Source organism: Nocardia sp. NPDC055050 (genome assembly GCF_053608345.1).
In genome coordinates this window covers 16,037-33,409 of sequence record NZ_JBSGVG010000053.1, presented here as the reverse complement: position 1 = coordinate 33,409, position 17,373 = coordinate 16,037, and the positions used below count along the sequence as shown (strand labels likewise).

Genomic DNA, 17,373 nt, shown 5'->3' with positions numbered 1-17,373 from the left:
GTTTCCGGTACCCGGCCGACGCCGTTCGAAACTACTGCCGACTAGTTCGCGGCGGCCTTGTCGCGCGCCTTGCGACGCGACAGGTCGCGGGCCCGCTCGTTGGCGCCCAGCACCAGCTTGCGCACGCGGACCACCTCGGGGGTGACCTCCACGCACTCGTCCTCGGTGCAGAACTCCATCGCCAGCTCGAGGTCGAGCTGCAACGGCTTGGCCATGGTCTCGAAGGTGTCCGCGTTGGCGCTGCGCATGTTGGTCAGCTTCTTCTCGCGAGTCACGTTGATATCGAGATCCTCGGCACGCGGGTTGATGCCCACGACCATGCCCTCGTAGGTGTCGGCGCCCGGCTCGACGAAGAACTGACCACGGTCGGCCAGCTGGATCATCGCGAACGGGGTGACGGTGCCCGCGCGGTCGGAGACCAGCGAACCGGTGTGGCGGGCGCGGATCTCACCGGCCCACGGGGCGTAACCGTGGGCGACGGCGTTGGCGATGCCGGTGCCGCGGGTCTCGGTGAGGAACACGGTGCGGAAGCCGATCAGGCCACGCGAGGGGACGATGAACTCCATGCGCACCCAACCGGCGGCGTGGTTGCTCATCTGCACCATCTTGCCCTTGCGGGCGGCCAGCAGCTGGGTGATCGCGCCCAGGTACTCGTCGGGGCAGTCGATGGTCAGCTCTTCGAACGGCTCGTGGGTCTTGCCGTCGACCTGCTTGGTGACCACCTGCGGCTTACCGACGGTGAGCTCGAAGCCCTCACGACGCATCTGCTCGACCAGGATGGCCAGCGCCAGCTCACCACGACCCTGCACCTCCCAGGCGTCGGGACGGCCGATGTCGAGCACGCGCAGCGAGACGTTACCGATGAGCTCGGAATCCAGGCGCGACTTGAGCATGCGGGCGGTGAGCTTGTGGCCCTGCACCCGGCCGACCAGCGGCGAGGTGTTGGTGCCGATGACCACCGAGATGGCGGGCTCGTCGACGGTGATGCGCGGCAGTGCGACCGGGTTCTCCGGATCGGCGAGGGTGTCGCCGATCATGATGTCGGGGATACCGGCGATGGCGACGATGTCACCGGCCTCGGCGACCTCGCCGGGCTGACGCTCGACACCGATCGTCTGGAGCAGCTCGGTGATCTTGACCGTCTTGGCGCCGTCGGCGTTGATCCAGGTGACGTTCTGACCCTTGCGCAGCTCGCCCGCGTAGATGCGGACCAGGGCCAGGCGGCCGAGGAACGCCGACGCGTCGAGGTTGGTGACGTGGGCCTGCAGCGGCGCGTCCTTGTTGCTCTTCGGCGCCGGGATGTAGTCCATCAGCACCTCGAACAGGGCATCGAGGTTCTCGGCGTCGGGTGCGGAACCGTTTTCCGGCTCGACCTTCGACGCCTTGCCCTCACGGCCGGAGGCGTAGAGAACCGGCAGATCCAGCGCCAGCTCGGCGGCTTCGGCGGCCTCGTCGTCGAGGTCGGAGGCCAGGTCGAGCAGCAAGTCGTGCGACTCGGAGACGACCTCGGCGATGCGGGCGTCCGGGCGGTCGGTCTTGTTGACGACCAGGATCACGGGCAGCTTCGCCGCCAGCGCCTTGCGCAGCACGAAACGGGTCTGGGGCAGCGGGCCCTCGGACGCGTCGACGAGCAGCACGACACCGTCGACCATGGACAGGCCGCGCTCGACCTCGCCACCGAAGTCGGCGTGGCCGGGGGTGTCGATCACGTTGATGACGGTGAGAGAACCGTCGGGGTTATGGCGATGGACGGCGGTGTTCTTTGCGAGAATGGTGATGCCCTTCTCGCGCTCGAGATCACCGGAGTCCATGACTCGGTCGACCAGTTCGGCTCGCTCAGCGAACGCGCCCGACTGACGAAGCATGGCGTCCACCAGCGTCGTCTTGCCGTGGTCGACGTGGGCCACGATGGCGACGTTGCGAAAATCGCGTGAAGACGACACGCCTCAATCCTCCTGCTGTTGATGTATTTGGCGCGCATTCATCTGGCATCGCGGCCTGTTACACCCTACCGGTAGCTTCGCCGCGACCTCGTGTCAGGCTTTGTACTTAGGTTACGCTAACTCTCATGGGCAAGGTGAAGGCGAAGAAGGTCTCGAGCCTGAAGCCGAAGAAAAAGTGCTGCAGGAAGAAGACGCGCTGCTTCAAATGCCCCGTCGTCATCATGCGAATGAAGAAGGCCGAGGCCGCCGGAACATGCGGTAAAGATCTCAAAAAGGCGTTGAAGCTGGCGCGTGCCAAGTAGGCGGAGGGGTACAACCGAAGTATGAGTACTCCGCTGCTCTCCGCCCCCGAACTCACCATCGCGCTGGCCACCCTGCCGGAGTGGTCACGCGAGGGTGACGCGATCACCCGCACGGTGCAGGCACCGAGTTTCCTCGCCGGCATCGAGACGGTACGCAAGGTCGCCACCGCGGCCGAGGCTGCCGATCATCATCCCGATATCGATATTCGTTGGCGCACACTGCGTTTCACGCTGAGTACGCACTCGGCGGGTGGGCTCACCGCGCTCGATACGGCGATGGCGCACACCATCGACGACCTCGTCGGCTGAGCGTCAGCTCGCGGGCACCTCGGCCGTGCGACGGCCGGGGAGTTGAGCGCGCAAGGTCTCGCGACCGCGCCAGATCAGCCAGCCGAGCAGCACGAACACGCCGATCACGTCGACCGCGCCGAGCCAGGCCAGCGGCCACGGGCGCGGGATGGTCCAGATCGTCGGCTGCGCGAACGAGAGCACCCACGGCACACCCACCAACATCGTCAGCACCCAGAACCCGGCGATGATCCGCGCGACCCGCTCGTCGCGCAGCGGCCCGTAGAGCAGCCACAGCGCGGTCGGGATCAGCCAGACCCAGTGGTGCGACCAGGAGATCGGCGAGATCATCAGCCCGAACAGCTGCACCAGCACCAGGGTGCCGAGCCGGTCGTCGGGGCCGAGGGTGCGCCACGCGCAGAACGCCAGCACCGCCGTGACCGCGACCGCGGCCAGCCACCACGGCCCGGACTGCACGTCGTAACCCAGGATGCGGCTCAGCGCGCCGCGCAGCGACTGGTTCCACACCGAGCCCACGGGGCCGATCCGGTCCGCGTCGCCGAGCAGAGTGCCGAAATAGCGCTTCGCCTCGTGGGCATTGATGAGAAAGCTCACAGCGACGGTCAGCCCGAAGGCCCCCGCCGACCACAGCACCGTCGCCCAGCGCCGCCGCGCCACGAAGTACAGACCGGTGATGGCCGGGGTCAGCTTGATGCCGGCGATCACGCCGACGAGGGTGCCCGAGATCCACCACCGCGCACTGCGGACGGCCAGCATCGCGCCGAGCACCAGGAACACATTGACCTGGCCGTAGTCGATCGTTGTTCGCACCGGCTCCAGCCAGACGCCGAGCGCGGTCCAGCCGACGGCCGCGGTGATCCACGGCGTCTGCTTCGCCTTCGCCGCGCCGAGGAGCAGTTCGAAACTGATCCGGATCACGCCGTAGAGCGCGGCCACCGTGGCCAGCATCCAGCCGACCGCCACCAGTGTGAACGGCAGATAGTGCAGCGGGAAGAACACCAGCGCCGCGAACGGTGGATAGGTGAACGGCAGCGGGAAGTCCGGCGTCACCTCGGAGTAGGTGAAGTCGTAGAGCCGATCGGTGAGCAGCGAGGCCGAGCCGTCGACGTACACGTGCAGATCGACGACATTGAGCCCGTTCGGGGCGAAGAGCATCCAGGCCAGCCTGGCGAGCACGGACAGTCCGAGCAGCGCGAGAGCCCATCGGAGGTGTCGGTTCAAGGCCAGGCTTTCGGTCGGATGGGTGGCGTCGCGCGCCATTTCGCGGTGCTCCGCTACTTTAACCAGGCGCCCGCGCGCCACCGGCGGCCACCGGCCACCCCGACACCATGGATAACATTTGCATCAACATCCCCAGGTGTAACACCGGTCAGGGCTAGCGTCGATGAACATGGTTCGGGCCGGTGATCCGCTCAGGGCCCGGCGGCTGTACAACACGGCAGCGTTGTCCTTAGAGTGACCCCCGACATGTTGGGGTCGACAACCCTCGCCCATCGCAAAACCGAGGTAAGGACGGCTAGACAAGTGCTTCGTAGCCGAGGATCGCGGATCGCAACGACCGCTCTCGCCATCGCGGCAGGCGCCATGCTCGCCGCGCCTGCTTCTATCGCCGCGCCCGCGCCAGCCCCACAGGCGGCGCCGATCAGCGTCCCGATGGTGCCGGAAGGCGTCCCTGTCGACGCGCTAGCCGCCTTCGCCCCCGCCGTGGCGGGCCTGGTCGCAGGCCCCGCCGACGTCGCCAGCCCGCAGACCGCCCTGCTCGATCAGGCGCGCGTACTGCTGGCCACGCTGAACCTGCCGCCCGCCATCAAGGCCACCCTCGAGCGAATCATCACCTTCCTCGACGGCAGCGGCGGCGGCGGTCCCGAGCTCCCGCAGGACGGCCCGGCCATCGCGCAGTTCCTGTACCCGACGATCGGCAAGGGCTGCATCGGCGACGGCGCCGATTCGGTCGGCACCGCGCTCGCGGTCGCCGGTCCGGCGCAGCTGCCCCCGCCCGGACCCGCCGCCGGACAGGCCGGTTTCGTGTTCACCGCGCTCGGTACCAAGGCCCCGACCGGCGAGCAGAACCCGCCGATGACGGTGCAGTGGCTCAACCTCGACACCCGTCAGTCCGCGATTCAGACGCTGACCGACGAGGCCAAGATCAACCCCGGCGGTCCGGCCACCCTGTCGGCCATCGCCGACACCGGCCACGGCCGCGTGGTCGCGGTGATCTCGGGTTCGCTCACCACCGCCGCCGAGGGCGCCGCACCGCGCACCTGCACGTTCATGCCGACCCTTGGCTTCTTCACCGTCTGAGATGCTCTCCCGCCTCCCCGCGACTTCAGGCCGGACCTGAGTCGCGGGGAGGTTTGAGTTCGGCGGCCAGACCATGGTTGTCCTGCTTGCGTTGCTGTGTGCTCGCGCAGGGTTCCCGCCGGCTGAGCGGTGTGGTAGACCGGGATCCATGGCGACCACGCACGGTTCTTCCCGGAATGTTCGGTCGATTCGGAGCAGCCGCTCGATTCTGTCGTATCGATCCGAGGGGTCGATCCTGTCGATCGGATCGGCCTATTCGGTGTTGTCGATCGGCAGTGTCGGATCGGTGCTGTCGATCGGCTCGATCGGGTCGTTCGGGTCCGCGATCTCCTCGCTGTCGTTCGCCAGCGTCGGGTCGGCGCTGTCGGGTCTGTCGCGGTGGTCGCTGATGTCGTGGCGCGGGGTGCTCGCCGAGCCCGAGATACGGTCAGCGTTGCGCGTGACGCCCGACGACGAGCCCGATATCCGGCGCGGAGCGACCTGCCACTGCCAGACCTAGCTCACCACTGGCCGTAGTCCTCGGCCAGCACCCGGTTCAGGTCGACGCCGATGCCGTCGATCGAGCGTTTGTCGATCTCGAATTGGTGCAGATGCGCGGAGTCGTGCACGAATCCGCGCTCGGTGCCCCAGTTGTGTTGCCAGAACCAGGAACCCAGGCCCGCGTCGAGTGCGCGGTCGATGGTCGGCGCGTTGGCGTAGATGCCGACGAGGTCGGGTCCGAGCACCGACTGCCAGCCCTCGATATAGGGCGCGATCATCTCCTCGAAGTCCTCGTCCGAGGGGTTGTCGTCGATGGAGGCGTAGATCGGCGCGGTGTCGGGTCCGCCCGCGGCGGTGTGGATGGCCCAACCGCGTTCGGCGTGTTCCTTGCCCGCTTCGAGGCCACCGCGCCAGTCGGCCGTCGGGCCCTTGCCGAACTGGTAGTTCGACACGATCGACAGGCCGTGCGTCCACAGGTCTTCGACCTCGGCGGCGAGCAGCGGTTTACCTTCCATCCACTCCGCGCCGGGCCTGCGCTCGGAGACGTAGCGGATGACGCCGATATGTCCTTCGGCCGCGATCGACGCGGCGGAGGGGACCCCCGCGGCGTAGTCGACCATGGTGCCGAAGGATTGGGCCCGGGCGGGTGCGGCGGCGAGGCCGGCACCGATCGTGGCCGCGGCGGCGGCCAAGCCGAAGAACTTCCGCCGGGTCACCGGAACAGAACGCATCGCAGGACTCCTTCGCGCAACCCGACTTCAACCGGTAAGCGAACCCGGCGCGCCTTCCCCGAATCTCGCGCGCCGGGAGTCTAGAACGTGCGACTCATTGCACCACAACCCCAGGGGAACCGCCAGAACCAATGGCAACATTCGCCCCACGAGTCACAGGAGTCAGGCCGCGCCGTCGATCGCCGCGCCCACATCGATGGTGCGTCCGGTCGGATCGGCCAGTTCGGTGCTGACCACCGCGACGACCTGTGCCATCACCTGCTTCTTGATCCCGGCCAATCGGCCGAGGGTGGCCGCCCGCAGGCCCTTCGCGGTGAACTCCATCGAGATGTCCTCGAGCGCGGGCGGCGGCACCTCGATCACGATCTGGAGCGGCTCGGCGGCCCGTGCCGTGAGAACGAGCGGGATCTCCAGGTCGGCACGGTAGTGGTTGGCCTTGAGCACGTCGACGGTGATATCGAGCCCCACCGGCAGCGTCATATCGAAGATCCGCAGGTCACCCGGCTCACCGAGGCCACGATCGATCACCCGTGGCTGCTCGATCGCCCCGCGCACGGTCACCGTGGCCGCGCCGCGCGGGCCCTCGGACAGCGGTCCCACCTCGATCGCGCTGCCCGCCAGCTGACCGACCACGCCGTGCACACGATCCCTGGTGACGATGGTGGTGAAGAAGCGCAGCCCGAACTCGCGGTAGTCGATCCAGTCGAAAACGGTGTCGTTGCGATGCGGTGAGCGGTAGCCGTCCAGGATCGCCTCGATGTCGAAGACGCGCTCCGAACGGACCTTCGGATCGCCCACGATGGTGTTGACCCGGTTGGCGACCTCGCGCTGCACCAGGCCCGCGATCGGGTCGAGCAGCATTTCCCACGCACCGTCGATGGCCTCGGCGCGCAAGGTGAAGCTGACATCCTTGGCCGTCACCGGGGCGACATCGATCACGACCAGCAGCGGAGCGGCGGTGCGGGCGTGCAGCGTGAGCCCGATCTCCACCACGGCTGCCAGGCGCAGTTTGCGTCCGCCGAGAACCAGGTTCACGGCCAGGGTCAGCGGGATCCGCACACCGAAGCTCAGCGCGTCACCGGGCGTGCGGGTGACCACGGGGGTGCCCAGCGTGCCCTCGGCGACGAAACCGGCCAATCCCGCGGGCCCGAGCGAGAACGGCCCGATCTTCACGCCACGCCCGGTCATCCCCGACACGGCGGCGGCGATGCGCTCCTCGGTCACCGCGTAGGTGACGAACCGTTCGCCGAAATCGGCGTACTCGATCCACATCGGGTCACGACGTGGCTCTTCGTCCACCTTCACACGCACATCGAACACGGTACGTGACGTCGGCGAACCCGCTGCTGGTGGCACAACTCCCCCGTCCTGCCGATGAGGGGGAAGCAGGACGGAGGAGCCGGCGACGGCGCTGCCGGGCGCCGCGAGTTCCATGGTACGGGTATCAGCGTGGTACCGCCGTCCAGGATCCTCGCAGTTGTCTTGAGCGCCAATCGATTTCAGAATCGCCCGTAACCGACCAGATCTGCGGTTTCGGCCGGGGTGATGGTGCGTACCCGAACCCCGCCCAGCTCGTTGCCGCCGATGGTGGTGATCGTGTCCCCGTCCGCCTTCAGCACGATGTTGGTGTGCTGACCGAGCGGACTGTCGGGACCGTAGAGCACCACGTCGCCGGTGCGTGGCCGGTAGCCGACGTCGGGGCGGGTGAATCGGCCGACCTGCTGGTAGTACTCCTGCAGCGTGTACACGCCGGGGATGCGCCAGGAACCGGAGTTCGGGTTCGCCAGCGGCCTGCCCGCCTCGCGCATCGTCCAGCTCACGAAGTCGGCGCACCAGGCCTCCTGGACGCCCTCGGCGTACTTCGGGCCGTCGCCGGGCTGCTCGTATTCGCGGCGCAACACATCCACGAGCACGATCTGCTGCTCGTCGAGACGTTCGCTGTCGAGCGCGGGGAACTGATCACCCCAATCGTGCTGCCACCACACCAGTCCGACAGCGACGACCGTCGCCGCCGCCAGCATCCCGGAGATGCCGGCGATCCAGGACGTGCGCCGTCCAGGTCGTTCGGCTCGAATCTGCGTCATCGCCCCCCGCTCTCGTTCATCCTTCTGACCTATTGGACGAATCACGAGCGCTTTCGGTTCCCGCTCACGCGTGTTTTCCGAAGCGGACGGGCGACCACCGGATGGACCCCTGCGCCACCCGGGTATCAGCCCGGCAATCGCTCTCGGCGCGCACGAGGCGAGCGCGCGCGCCGTCCCCTCCGGCGACAATCGTCCGCGCAGGGGTGGTGTCGAACACTTCCGCTCCGGAACACACTGGCCCGACCAGCACAAAGGCCGAAAATCGTCCTGGGCGCGGCGACCGGGCAGCCAGGCGGTCTCCCGCTCGGCTGACATGAGTGTCAGCGAAACCTTTACCCTCGGTCAAGCTAGACGACTGTCCCAATTTGTACCGGCGACCGAAACAGGAGTGCATTGTGGAAGACCCGAACGCGTCGATATCGCGGTACCTGCGCGAACGCCGCGAATCGTCGGGCCTGACCAGGTCGGCGCTCGGCGAGGCGGCAGGCATCTCGCCCGCTCTCATCCAGAAGATCGAACAGGGTACTCGCACACCGACATTGGAGGCGCTCACCGCGCTGTTCGACGCGCTCGACGTACCCGAAGTGTTCCGCGACCATCTGGTCTCGCTGTCGGTGGCCCCTCGCTACGACTCGCCACCGTCGCTGGTCCGCCCGGCCGACCAGGTGCTGATCGACGGGATCACCCATCCGGCCAGCCTGCAACTACATCCGGTCTTCGAGGTCCTGGCCACCAATGCCGCGTGGCGGCTCGTCTTCCCCGGCCTGGAAACGGGCGAGTCGATGCTCGAGTGGATGCTCCTCGATCCGCGCGCCAAGGCGGCCCTGGTCGACTGGGAACAGCAAGTGCACATGTGCGTCTACGGGTTTCGCGTGATGGGGCCGGGATTGGCGGCGCGGGCACGGATCGCCGAGATCGTCGGCACGTGCGCGCAGGCTCCCGAGTGGGAGAAGTTCTGGACCACCGAGCCCCCGGCCGCGCACGGACCCGACGGCCCGGTGGTGCAGCTGCGCGATCCGCACACCGGCGCGGCGATGCCGATGGCGGTGCACTCCCTCGGCGCCGCCCTGGTGCCGCGCCGGGACTGGTCGCTGGTGGTGTACTCGCCGATCGCGGACTGACTCAGTCGGCTTTCTTCTTGCCCATCGGGATGCACATGGTCAAAGCGATCGCCGCGACCGCACCTGCCATCGCGATGAAGAACGCGGTGTGGAACGCCGACCGGGTCGGCACCATGTGCGGGCCCAGCTGCATGGTCATATGGGCGAGCACGACACCCATCACCGCCGCCGAGGTCGAGGTGCCGATGGAACGCATCAGCGAGTTGAGGCCGTTGGCGGCGCCGGTCTCGCTCAGCGGCACCGCACCCATGATCAGCGCGGGCATGGCCGCGTACGCCAGGCCGACGCCGCCCGCGACGATGACCGCCGACAGGATGATCTGCCACACGGTGTCCATCATCACGACCGCGCACAGGTAGCCGACAGCGATCACGGCCGAGCCGAGCGCCAGCGTGAACTTCGGGCCCTTCTTCGCCGTCAGGCGCGCCGACACCGGCGAGAGCAGCATCATCACCAGACCGGTCGGCGCCATCACCAGGCCCGCGACCACCATCGACAGCCCGAAACCGTAACCGGTCTGCTCGGGCGCCATGAGCAGCTGCGGGAACGTCAGTGACATGCCGTAGAGCGAGAAGCCCACCGCGATCGAGGCCATATTGGTGAACAGCACCCGTGGGCGGGCCGAGACCCGCAGGTCGACGAGCGGCGCGGTGCGGCGCAGTTCATAGGCGCCCCAGCCGAGGAAACTCACCAGCGACAGACCGAACAGCGCGAGGATCGAGCCGCTGGCCCAGCCCCAGTCGGCGCCCTTGGTGATGCCGATCAGCAACGTGAGCAGGGCGATCGAGAGGCCGATCGCACCAGCGAAGTCGAAGCGTGAGGGCGTGCGCACCGGCGATTCCGGTACGAACACCACAACCAGCACCGCGCACACCACACCGAGTCCGGCCGCGGTCCAGAACAGCATGTGCCAGTTCGCGTTCTGCGCGATCAGCGCCGAGAACGGCAGGCCGACGGCACCGCCGACACCGAGGGTCGCGCTCATCACGGCCATCGCGCCGCCGACCTTCTCGGGCGGGAGTTCGTCGCGCATGATGCTGATCCCCAGCGGGATCGCGCCCACCGCGATGCCCTGCAGCGACCGGCCGATCACCTCGGGCAGCAGCGAGCTCGCGGTCGCGCAGACCACCGAGCCGACGATCATGAACCCGAGATTGGTGACGAGGATGCGGCGCTTACCGAACATGTCGCCGAGTCGTCCGGCGATCGGCGTCGACACCGCGCCGGCCAGCAGGGTGGCGGTGACCACCCAGGAGGCATTGGACGCCGACGTGTTCAGCAGGGTCGGCAGCGACGGGATGATCGGGATGACCAGCGTCTGCATGAGCGAGACGACGATGCCGACCGTACTGAGCACCGCGATCAGCACGGCCGGGGCCGGACGTCGGGTTTCGGGGATGGCCGGTGCGGCCTCGGCAGTTACAGACACGAATTTGCACAGTACACAGCATGTGCATAGTACACAATTTGGTGCCGGGGTGACCCACACGACATAGTTGGCACATGCCCGATTCCGGCCCCGCCGACGACACCCCCTTCACCCGCCTGGTGTTCGAGCTGAACCTGATCTCGCGGCACTTCCCCACCACCACCCGCAGACGCCCCGGTTTCCTGCTCGACCGATCGGCGTTCCTCATCCTGACCCGGCTCGATCTCGGCGAACCGCTGAGCCTGCGCGAGTTGTCGGAGTCCTTCCAGCTCGACATCTCCACCATCAACCGCCAGGTCGGCGCGATGTTGAAGCAGGAACTGGTGCAACGAGTTCCCGATCCCGACGGCGGTGTCGCCCGCAAGATCAAGATGACCGCCGACGGCAAGGCCGCGCTCGAAGCCGATCGACGGCACCGCAGCAGCGATATCGGCAAGGTCGTCGCCGACTGGAACGCCGACGATGTCACCGAGCTCAGCAGGCTGATGCGCAAGTTCAACCGATCGGTCGAACAGCTGGAGGAAAACCCGTGGCCCAGACCGCCGCACAGCGACAGCTGAGCGCGCTAGGCTGCCCGGCGTGGTCACTCACCGGTCTACCCGCCCGAGCTGGCTTTCCTGGGACAACTACTTCGTCGGCGTCGGCGGACTGGTCCTCGGCCTGTGCTTCGGTGTCTGCGCCGCGCTGATCGCCGGGCCAGGACACAATCTCGCGGCGATCGTCCTCGTCGCGCTCGCCGTGCTCTGCGTCCTGCCCGCGCTGCTGCGCGCCCTCGGCGAACTCAGTGTGTGGGTACGCCTGGCGATCCTGCTGATCGGCTTCGCGCTGCTGCTACCCGCGATTCTGCTCAGCGGCGAGGTGCGCGACTGGGCAGCGGAGCGCTGGGAAAAAGCCTGGAACTAACTGTTGCGCAGCGGGACCGAGAGCAGCATGCGCAGGGTGTTGTGGATGAACTGCGTCGACTGCCAGGTGAGGTAGGAAGCGACCGCCGGATCGACCGCACCCGACCCGGATGCCGAACCCGAGGCCAGGTTCGCGGAACCACTGGCCGAACCGGATGCCGAGCCCGAACCCGGAAGTGCCGCAGCGGTTCCCGCCGAACCGAGCAGTCCGATCAGCACCGTCGCTCCCACCACTGCGACTCGAACGGCATACGGCTTGGACGTTTCACGACCGGACAACATCAGATGAATCCCACTCTGTCGAAAAGCATTGCGAATGCCCAGTATTCACACCAGAACTCACCGCCAAACCTAATTCGCCGGATTGCCCCGATGTCAGGTTCGCGCGGTGAGTTCGTCGGTATGCCCGACCCCGGATTTATGGTGCGCCACAGCAGGTGGGAACGCCAGACCACGATTATCGGGGCATAACGAACAGACCGGCCGGGTTCACCTCGTCATCGTGGCCCGGCCCGGCCTCTGGGATTCGAGTGCTATCGCCTCGACCACCGGCGCGCGGGAGCTGCGATCTCCTCACGCTCCCGTGCGGCGGTGGCCAATTCCGAACCGCGTTCGCGAGCCGTATCCACCAGATACGTGCCTCGTTCGCGCGCGGCTTCGGCCAGCTCGGGACCCTTCTCCTTGGCGACGTCGGCGATCTGGGCACCACGGGTGCGCGCCGCCTCGGCCACCTCGGGACCTCGATCCTTGGCCACCTCTACCAGGTGCGCGCCACGGCTGCGCACGGCTTCGGCCACCTCGGGGCCACGATCCTTGGCCACCTCGACCAGATGGGCGCTGCGGCTGCGCACCGCGTCGGCCAGCTGCGGCCCACGTTCCCGGGCGATCTCGGCCAGCGCGGTGCCTCGCTCGTTCGCGACCTCCGCCAGATGCGCGCCCTGCTCGTGGGCGACATCGGCGAGGTGCGCGCCCCGAACCTTGGCCGCGGCGGCGATGGCAGCGCCCTCGGCCGCGATGCGGGGCTCCTCACGCGAGAACGCTCGCCGGGCCCGCCAGCCCAGCGACGGCTTGCCCTCGGTGTCGGCCGCCGCGATCATCAGCCCGCCGAGCAACCCGAGGTCCTTCAAGAACCCCACCCGCTTGGCTGCCCTGCGGTCGGGGTCGTTCTCGGCCCAGAAGTCCTGCTCGGTGACGGTTCCCGGCACCACGGTCGCGGCGAGCACCAGGGCCGCGGGCCGCGGCGCGCGTCCGCTGGCCAGCAACAACCCACCGACCACCTGCGCCGCGGAGTTCACGCGGACGAATTGACTCGGATCGTCGGGCACCCGTGCCGCGAGTGCGTCGGGCAGGCCGGTCCTGCCCTTGTCGGCCAGCGCGTTGGCGGCGGCGGCGCGGGGCTTCTGATTCATCAACCCGTTCACTCCGGCGGCCACGAATGTGGTCCCCAGCAGTGCGCGAGCAATGCGTCGAACAGGCTTGATCGGCATCGTCGATCCCTTCGTGTCTACGACTGGGAAAACGGCTCCCTACATTCGACTACCCGGGTCTTCCCATCACAAACGATGGACGAAACCGGGCATGCCCTGTTCAGTGACTAGCGTCGACCGGGTGCCCGACAACACCGTCCAAGCCGCCTACACCGCCATCCACACCCTCTACATCGATCTGTTCGGCTCCCCTTCCGACCTCCCCCCCGACGACGCGGCCTTCGCCCTCACCCACCTGGCCCCGGGCCCCGTCCTCGACCTCGGCTGCGGCCCCGGCCACTTCACGAAGTTCCTCACCGACGCCGGCGTCCCCGCCACCGGCATAGACCTGGTCCCCGAATTCATCGCCTACGCGCGGGCGGCCTACCCGGACATCGCGTTCGAACTCGGCTCGATCCGTTCCCTCGATGCGCCCACCGCGTCCGTCCCCGGCATCCTCGCCTGGTTCTCGCTCATCCACATGCCCCCTGCGGAACTCCCCACCGTGCTGGCGGAATTCCACCGGGTGCTCACCCCGAACGGCCGCCTGGTGATCGGCTTCTTCGAGTCCACCGACACCGTCGAACCCTTCCCCCACAAAGTCACCACCGCCTACCGTTACCCCACCGACCAGCTCGCCGAAGTCCTGCGCGCGGCCGGATTCACCGAGGTCGACCGCCTCCACCACCCCGCAGTGGGAGACGTCCGGCCCCACTCCGCGCTGGCGGTCGTCAAGTCGTGAAACCACGACGCCGTCGCCTGGCTGACACGGATCGTCATTCTTGACTAAATTTTCAGTCAGGATGTACGGTTCTCGACAGCGGAAAGGAGAACCCGATGCGACGACGTACGTTCGTCCAGGCCACGATGGCCGCGTTCAGCGTGCTGGTGGCGGGCTGCGACGACAGTGCAGACAGCGACGACAGGACCTGGCTCATGCCCGAGGAGGGGCAGCCGCACCAGCGCACCTGGATGGCGTTCGTGGCCGACGAGCAGATCTGGGGCGCGAAGCTGGTGCCGGAGGTCCAGCGCAACCTGGCCACCATCGCCACCACGATCGCCCGCTTCGAACCGGTCTCGATGCTGGTGCGCCCCGGCGATCTGGCACGGGCGCAGAGCCTGATCGGTAACGCGAACGTGGAGCTGATCACCACCGACCTCGACGACCTGTGGATGCGCGACACCGGCCCGGTGTTCGTACGAAGCGGCAATGCCAGGGCCGGTGTGGATTTCAACTTCAACGGCTGGGGTGAGAAGCAGGATTACCGCGCCGATAGCAAGGTGGCGCAGTTCGTCACCGGCCGCGCGGGCGTCGAGACTCTGCACACCGATCTGGTACTCGAAGGCGGCGCGCTCGAGGTCGACGGAGAGGGCACGGCGATCATCACCGAGAGCTGCGTACTCAACAACAATCGCAACCCCGGCTGGAAGAAGGCCGATGTCGAAGAGGAACTCGACTACCTGCTCGGTATCGAGAAGGTGATCTGGCTGCCCGGCATCGCGGGCGCGGACATCACCGACGGGCACACAGATTTCTACGCCCGCTTCGCCGGTCCCGGCGTGGTCGTCGCCGGGCTCGACAACGACCCGGATTCCTTCGACTACGACGTCACCCGTCGCCACCTCGACATCCTGCGCTCGGCGACCGACGCGCACGGTCGCGCGCTGCGAGTCGAGGTGCTCGAGGGTCCGGCCACGGTGCGCGAGCAGTTCGCGGACGACGATTTCGCCGCGGGCTACATCAACTTCTACGTCTGCAACGGTGCCGTCGTCGGCCCCGAATTCGGTGATCCGGCGACCGATGCCGCCACCAAATCCACCCTGGAGCGGCTGTTTCCCGGCCGGGAGGTGGTGCAGATCAACATCGATGGCATCGCCGCTGGTGGCGGCGGTATCCACTGCACCACCCAGCAGGAACCCGCCGGCTGAGCCCGGCAGCGGCACCACCGCCGCGATCACGTGCGCCTACTGTGAGGAATCGTGTCGGACCGTCGTACCCAGATCATGGAAGCCGCCGTCCGCGTCATCGCCGAGGACGGCGTACGCGGCCTGCGCGTCGAGAAGCTCGCCGCGGCGGCCGAAGTGTCCACCGCGTTGATCTACTACCACTTCAAGGATCGCGCGGGCATCCTGCGCGCCGCGCTCGAACACATCAACCACCGCGCCCAGACCTACACGGACGCCGCCGATGCGACCGATCCGCGCGCGCAGGTCGAGCACATGCTGCTGCTCGAACTCCAAGACACCGACCGAGTCCGCGAAACCAGCGTCGCCTGGGGCGAACTGCGCGCCAGCGCGGTTTTCCACCCCGACCTGCGCGCGCCCCTGTGCGCCACCACCGAAGCCTGGAACGCCGACGTGGAAACCCTCATCCGCCGAGCCCAGCAATCCGGCACTGTCGCGCCCACCGTCGACGCCGGCATCACCGCGGAACGCCTCACCACGCTGGTGGAAGGCCTCAGCGAACGCTGGCACAGCGGCTCGCTGCCCCTCCCCCGAGCTCGCCAGCTCCTCACCAGCGCAATAGAACTCGAACTCGACAGGGCTTAGCCGACTGCTCGAGCAGTCTTCGCTCGACCGGCCCGTCACTTGTTCACGGCGTCGGCGATCCGCTGGGCAGCCTCACCAGGGGTGAGAAGCGTGGTGTCCACGACCTCGGCCTCACTGTGCAGCCACGTACGGGCAGCCTCCGCGTAGGGCTCGAGATACGCGAGACGGAATGCCGACGGACCGAGAACGGTGTCGCCCTCGATACGCTCGCGCAGGGTCTGCTGGTCCGCGTGCAGGACGAAGTGCCGGACCGGGATCGCGTGCCGCGCGAGCCCGGTACTGATCTCGCGCCAGTACTGCTCGACCAGCACGGTCATCGGCATCACCAGCGTGCCGCCGGTGTAGTCGAGAATGTGCCGGGCGGTCTCGACCACCAGGGGGCGCCACGGTGGCCAATGCTGGAAGTTGTTCGTCGCGGGCAGCCCCGGCGTGACGTCCATGAGCGTCTCACCGACCTTCTCGGCATCGAACACCCGCGAATCCGGAATCAGCTGTTGCACGAGCCCACTGGTCGTCGTCTTGCCTGCGCCATGGGTCCCGTTGAGCCAAACGATCACAGAATCGGACCGTAGCAGCTACTTCGCCGACGTCACCGGCCGATCCGTCCGGCGTCCCCAGCTCGACGAGAGCTGATCCTGTGCCGGTGGCTGACTCAGGCGGCGAGGGCCAGCTGGGCGCGTGCGGGTCGACCGGCTCGGTCCGCGCGAGCGACCAGCCGGGCGATGGCCTGGGCGACCTGGGCGGGCTGTTCGAGGATGACCGAATGACCCGCGCCGTCGATCTGAACGAAGTCGGCGTAGTCGACGGCGGCGGCCATGGCGACCGAATGCGACGGCGGCGTCATCAGGTCGGCGGAACCGCACAGGATCATGGTGGGGACGGTCGAGAGGGTGGCCAGGGCGGCGGTGCGGTCGAAGGTCTTGAAGGCGCTCAGGAAGGTGGCCATGGTCACGATCGACGTCGCGTTGTGCATTGCCTCGGCCAGTGCCAGCACGCGCCGGCTGACCTTGCGATCACCGAACTCGGCGGCGCGCACGACCGGGGCGAAGACCTTGCAAGCCAGCACTTTCGCGTGCTGCATCAGCCGCGGTGCGCACCGCACCGCGGCCTGGAAGACAGGGACGATCGGGTTGTGCAGCAGCCGGCCGAAACCCGCGTCGGCGAGCCCGCTCGCGGCGGTGGCGACGAGCCCGACACCGACGATGCGCGTCCCGACCTCGTGCCGGTACTGGTCGACGTAGGTCAGCACGGTCATGCCACCCATCGAATGCCCGACCAGCACGACCGGGCCGGTCGGCGCGACAACGTCGAGCACGTCGTGCAGATCATGACCGAGCTGTTCGATGTTGTAGGTCTTCCTCGACGCGATAGCGGAGTCGCCGTGCCCGCGATGGTCGTAGCAGACGACCTTGGCACCGGAGTGCTCGCGCAGCAGCGCGTCCCGCACATCCGTCCACGATTCGGTCCGCAGGCAATGCCCGTGAATGAGAACAACCGTCATGTCCGCGTTCCGCGCCCCGTACTCACGAACCGCGAGCTCCACCCCGTCACCGGTCGACACCGAGACACGACGCTCCGCCGAGTGGGCGATTGTGCTGATGATCGACATCGGAGCCTCCGGTTTCGCGTGTGGTGACAGGTTCAACTCTCCACCGAAACGGGTTTCACCAGCAGGTCCCCGAGTGCTTGGACCGCTCCTCCGAGGGTGCGCAGAACACCACCTAGGTGTCGCTCGTCGAGCTCACCCGGTGGCGG

At 67.6% G+C, this 17,373-nt stretch carries 20 protein-coding genes; 10 read left to right on the top strand and 10 right to left on the bottom strand.

Annotated elements, in window-relative coordinates; all coding sequences use genetic code 11:
- Positions 1-41 precede the first annotated feature (41 nt).
- Positions 42-1,943: a translational GTPase TypA gene (gene typA, locus ACWGCN_RS32785; RefSeq protein ID WP_358064503.1), complete on the bottom strand. Its 1,902-nt coding sequence runs from the start codon at positions 1,941-1,943 to the stop codon at positions 42-44.
- 125 nt (positions 1,944-2,068) lie between these two features.
- On the opposite strand from typA, the gene ACWGCN_RS32780 reads away from it, so the two are divergent.
- Both ACWGCN_RS32780 and ACWGCN_RS32775 read left to right on the top strand, forming a co-directional pair.
- Entirely contained in the window at positions 2,069-2,245 is a 177-nt protein-coding gene (locus tag ACWGCN_RS32780) for a hypothetical protein (RefSeq protein ID WP_194826542.1), read from the top strand.
- Positions 2,246-2,266: 21 nt separating this feature from the next.
- The gene (locus tag ACWGCN_RS32775) at positions 2,267-2,554 is read left to right on the top strand and encodes a 4a-hydroxytetrahydrobiopterin dehydratase (RefSeq protein ID WP_301903181.1); all 288 of its coding nucleotides are present in this window, start codon (positions 2,267-2,269) and stop codon (positions 2,552-2,554) included.
- A gap of 3 nt (positions 2,555-2,557) precedes the next feature.
- Here ACWGCN_RS32775 and ACWGCN_RS32770 read toward each other — a convergent pair whose 3' ends face one another.
- A complete protein-coding gene (locus ACWGCN_RS32770) occupies positions 2,558-3,814 on the bottom strand; it encodes a mannosyltransferase (protein ID WP_378638194.1) in 1,257 nt (418 codons plus the stop codon).
- A gap of 264 nt (positions 3,815-4,078) precedes the next feature.
- Here ACWGCN_RS32770 and ACWGCN_RS32765 point away from each other — a divergent pair, with 264 nt between their 5' ends.
- Both ACWGCN_RS32765 and ACWGCN_RS32760 read left to right on the top strand, forming a co-directional pair.
- Positions 4,079-4,855: an Rv1157c family protein gene (locus ACWGCN_RS32765; protein ID WP_378996534.1), complete on the top strand. Its 777-nt coding sequence runs from the start codon at positions 4,079-4,081 to the stop codon at positions 4,853-4,855.
- Positions 4,856-5,003: 148 nt separating this feature from the next.
- Entirely contained in the window at positions 5,004-5,354 is a 351-nt protein-coding gene (locus ACWGCN_RS32760; RefSeq protein WP_387447482.1) for a hypothetical protein, read from the top strand.
- A 1-nt stretch (position 5,355) separates the two neighbouring features.
- Here the strand turns inward: ACWGCN_RS32760 and ACWGCN_RS32755 are convergent, their stop codons facing one another.
- The 3 genes from ACWGCN_RS32755 to ACWGCN_RS32745 all read right to left on the bottom strand — a co-directional run bounded on the left by ACWGCN_RS32755 (position 5,356) and on the right by ACWGCN_RS32745 (position 8,150).
- On the bottom strand, positions 5,356-6,066 hold the full coding sequence (locus ACWGCN_RS32755; RefSeq protein WP_378996538.1) for a DUF1906 domain-containing protein: 711 nt from the start codon (positions 6,064-6,066) through the stop codon (positions 5,356-5,358).
- A gap of 162 nt (positions 6,067-6,228) precedes the next feature.
- Positions 6,229-7,377 (bottom strand): hypothetical protein, encoded by a 1,149-nt coding sequence (locus tag ACWGCN_RS32750; RefSeq protein ID WP_378996540.1) that lies wholly within the window; start codon positions 7,375-7,377, stop codon positions 6,229-6,231.
- 188 nt (positions 7,378-7,565) lie between these two features.
- Entirely contained in the window at positions 7,566-8,150 is a 585-nt protein-coding gene (locus ACWGCN_RS32745; protein WP_452459940.1) for a CHAP domain-containing protein, read from the bottom strand.
- A 395-nt stretch (positions 8,151-8,545) separates the two neighbouring features.
- Between ACWGCN_RS32745 and ACWGCN_RS32740 the strand changes: the two genes are divergently transcribed.
- Positions 8,546-9,271, top strand: coding sequence for a helix-turn-helix domain-containing protein (locus ACWGCN_RS32740; RefSeq protein ID WP_387447480.1), 726 nt, complete (start codon positions 8,546-8,548; stop codon positions 9,269-9,271).
- Position 9,272: 1 nt separating this feature from the next.
- Here ACWGCN_RS32740 and ACWGCN_RS32735 read toward each other — a convergent pair whose 3' ends face one another.
- Positions 9,273-10,700 (bottom strand): MFS transporter, encoded by a 1,428-nt coding sequence (locus tag ACWGCN_RS32735; RefSeq protein ID WP_452459939.1) that lies wholly within the window; start codon positions 10,698-10,700, stop codon positions 9,273-9,275.
- Between the two features lie 74 nt (positions 10,701-10,774).
- Between ACWGCN_RS32735 and ACWGCN_RS32730 the strand changes: the two genes are divergently transcribed.
- On the top strand, positions 10,775-11,260 hold the full coding sequence (locus ACWGCN_RS32730; protein ID WP_379314417.1) for a MarR family winged helix-turn-helix transcriptional regulator: 486 nt from the start codon (positions 10,775-10,777) through the stop codon (positions 11,258-11,260).
- 19 nt (positions 11,261-11,279) lie between these two features.
- Positions 11,280-11,603 carry a hypothetical protein gene (locus tag ACWGCN_RS32725; RefSeq protein ID WP_378996551.1) on the top strand — a complete coding sequence of 108 codons (324 nt, stop codon included), beginning with the start codon at positions 11,280-11,282 and terminating at the stop codon, positions 11,601-11,603.
- On the opposite strand, the gene ACWGCN_RS32720 is transcribed toward ACWGCN_RS32725, so the two are convergent.
- On the bottom strand, positions 11,600-11,884 hold the full coding sequence (locus ACWGCN_RS32720) for a hypothetical protein (protein WP_378996553.1): 285 nt from the start codon (positions 11,882-11,884) through the stop codon (positions 11,600-11,602). The two genes, ACWGCN_RS32725 and ACWGCN_RS32720, sit on opposite strands and share 4 nt — an antisense overlap.
- A 251-nt stretch (positions 11,885-12,135) precedes the next feature.
- Positions 12,136-13,089: a DoxX family protein gene (locus ACWGCN_RS32715; protein WP_379314487.1), complete on the bottom strand. Its 954-nt coding sequence runs from the start codon at positions 13,087-13,089 to the stop codon at positions 12,136-12,138.
- 121 nt (positions 13,090-13,210) lie between these two features.
- Here ACWGCN_RS32715 and ACWGCN_RS32710 point away from each other — a divergent pair, with 121 nt between their 5' ends.
- The 3 genes from ACWGCN_RS32710 to ACWGCN_RS32700 all read left to right on the top strand — a co-directional run bounded on the left by ACWGCN_RS32710 (position 13,211) and on the right by ACWGCN_RS32700 (position 15,618).
- The gene (locus ACWGCN_RS32710) at positions 13,211-13,810 is read left to right on the top strand and encodes a class I SAM-dependent methyltransferase (protein WP_378996557.1); all 600 of its coding nucleotides are present in this window, start codon (positions 13,211-13,213) and stop codon (positions 13,808-13,810) included.
- A 95-nt stretch (positions 13,811-13,905) separates the two neighbouring features.
- Complete coding sequence (locus tag ACWGCN_RS32705) at positions 13,906-14,997, top strand: agmatine deiminase family protein (RefSeq protein WP_378996559.1); 1,092 nt, start codon at positions 13,906-13,908, stop codon at positions 14,995-14,997.
- Between the two features lie 51 nt (positions 14,998-15,048).
- Entirely contained in the window at positions 15,049-15,618 is a 570-nt protein-coding gene (locus tag ACWGCN_RS32700) for a TetR/AcrR family transcriptional regulator (RefSeq protein ID WP_452459938.1), read from the top strand.
- A gap of 35 nt (positions 15,619-15,653) precedes the next feature.
- On the opposite strand, the gene ACWGCN_RS32695 is transcribed toward ACWGCN_RS32700, so the two are convergent.
- Positions 15,654-16,175 carry an ATP-binding protein gene (locus tag ACWGCN_RS32695; protein WP_452453447.1) on the bottom strand — a complete coding sequence of 174 codons (522 nt, stop codon included), beginning with the start codon at positions 16,173-16,175 and terminating at the stop codon, positions 15,654-15,656.
- A gap of 95 nt (positions 16,176-16,270) precedes the next feature.
- Positions 16,271-17,227 (bottom strand): alpha/beta fold hydrolase, encoded by a 957-nt coding sequence (locus tag ACWGCN_RS32690; RefSeq protein WP_452459937.1) that lies wholly within the window; start codon positions 17,225-17,227, stop codon positions 16,271-16,273.
- Positions 17,228-17,373 lie beyond the last annotated feature (146 nt).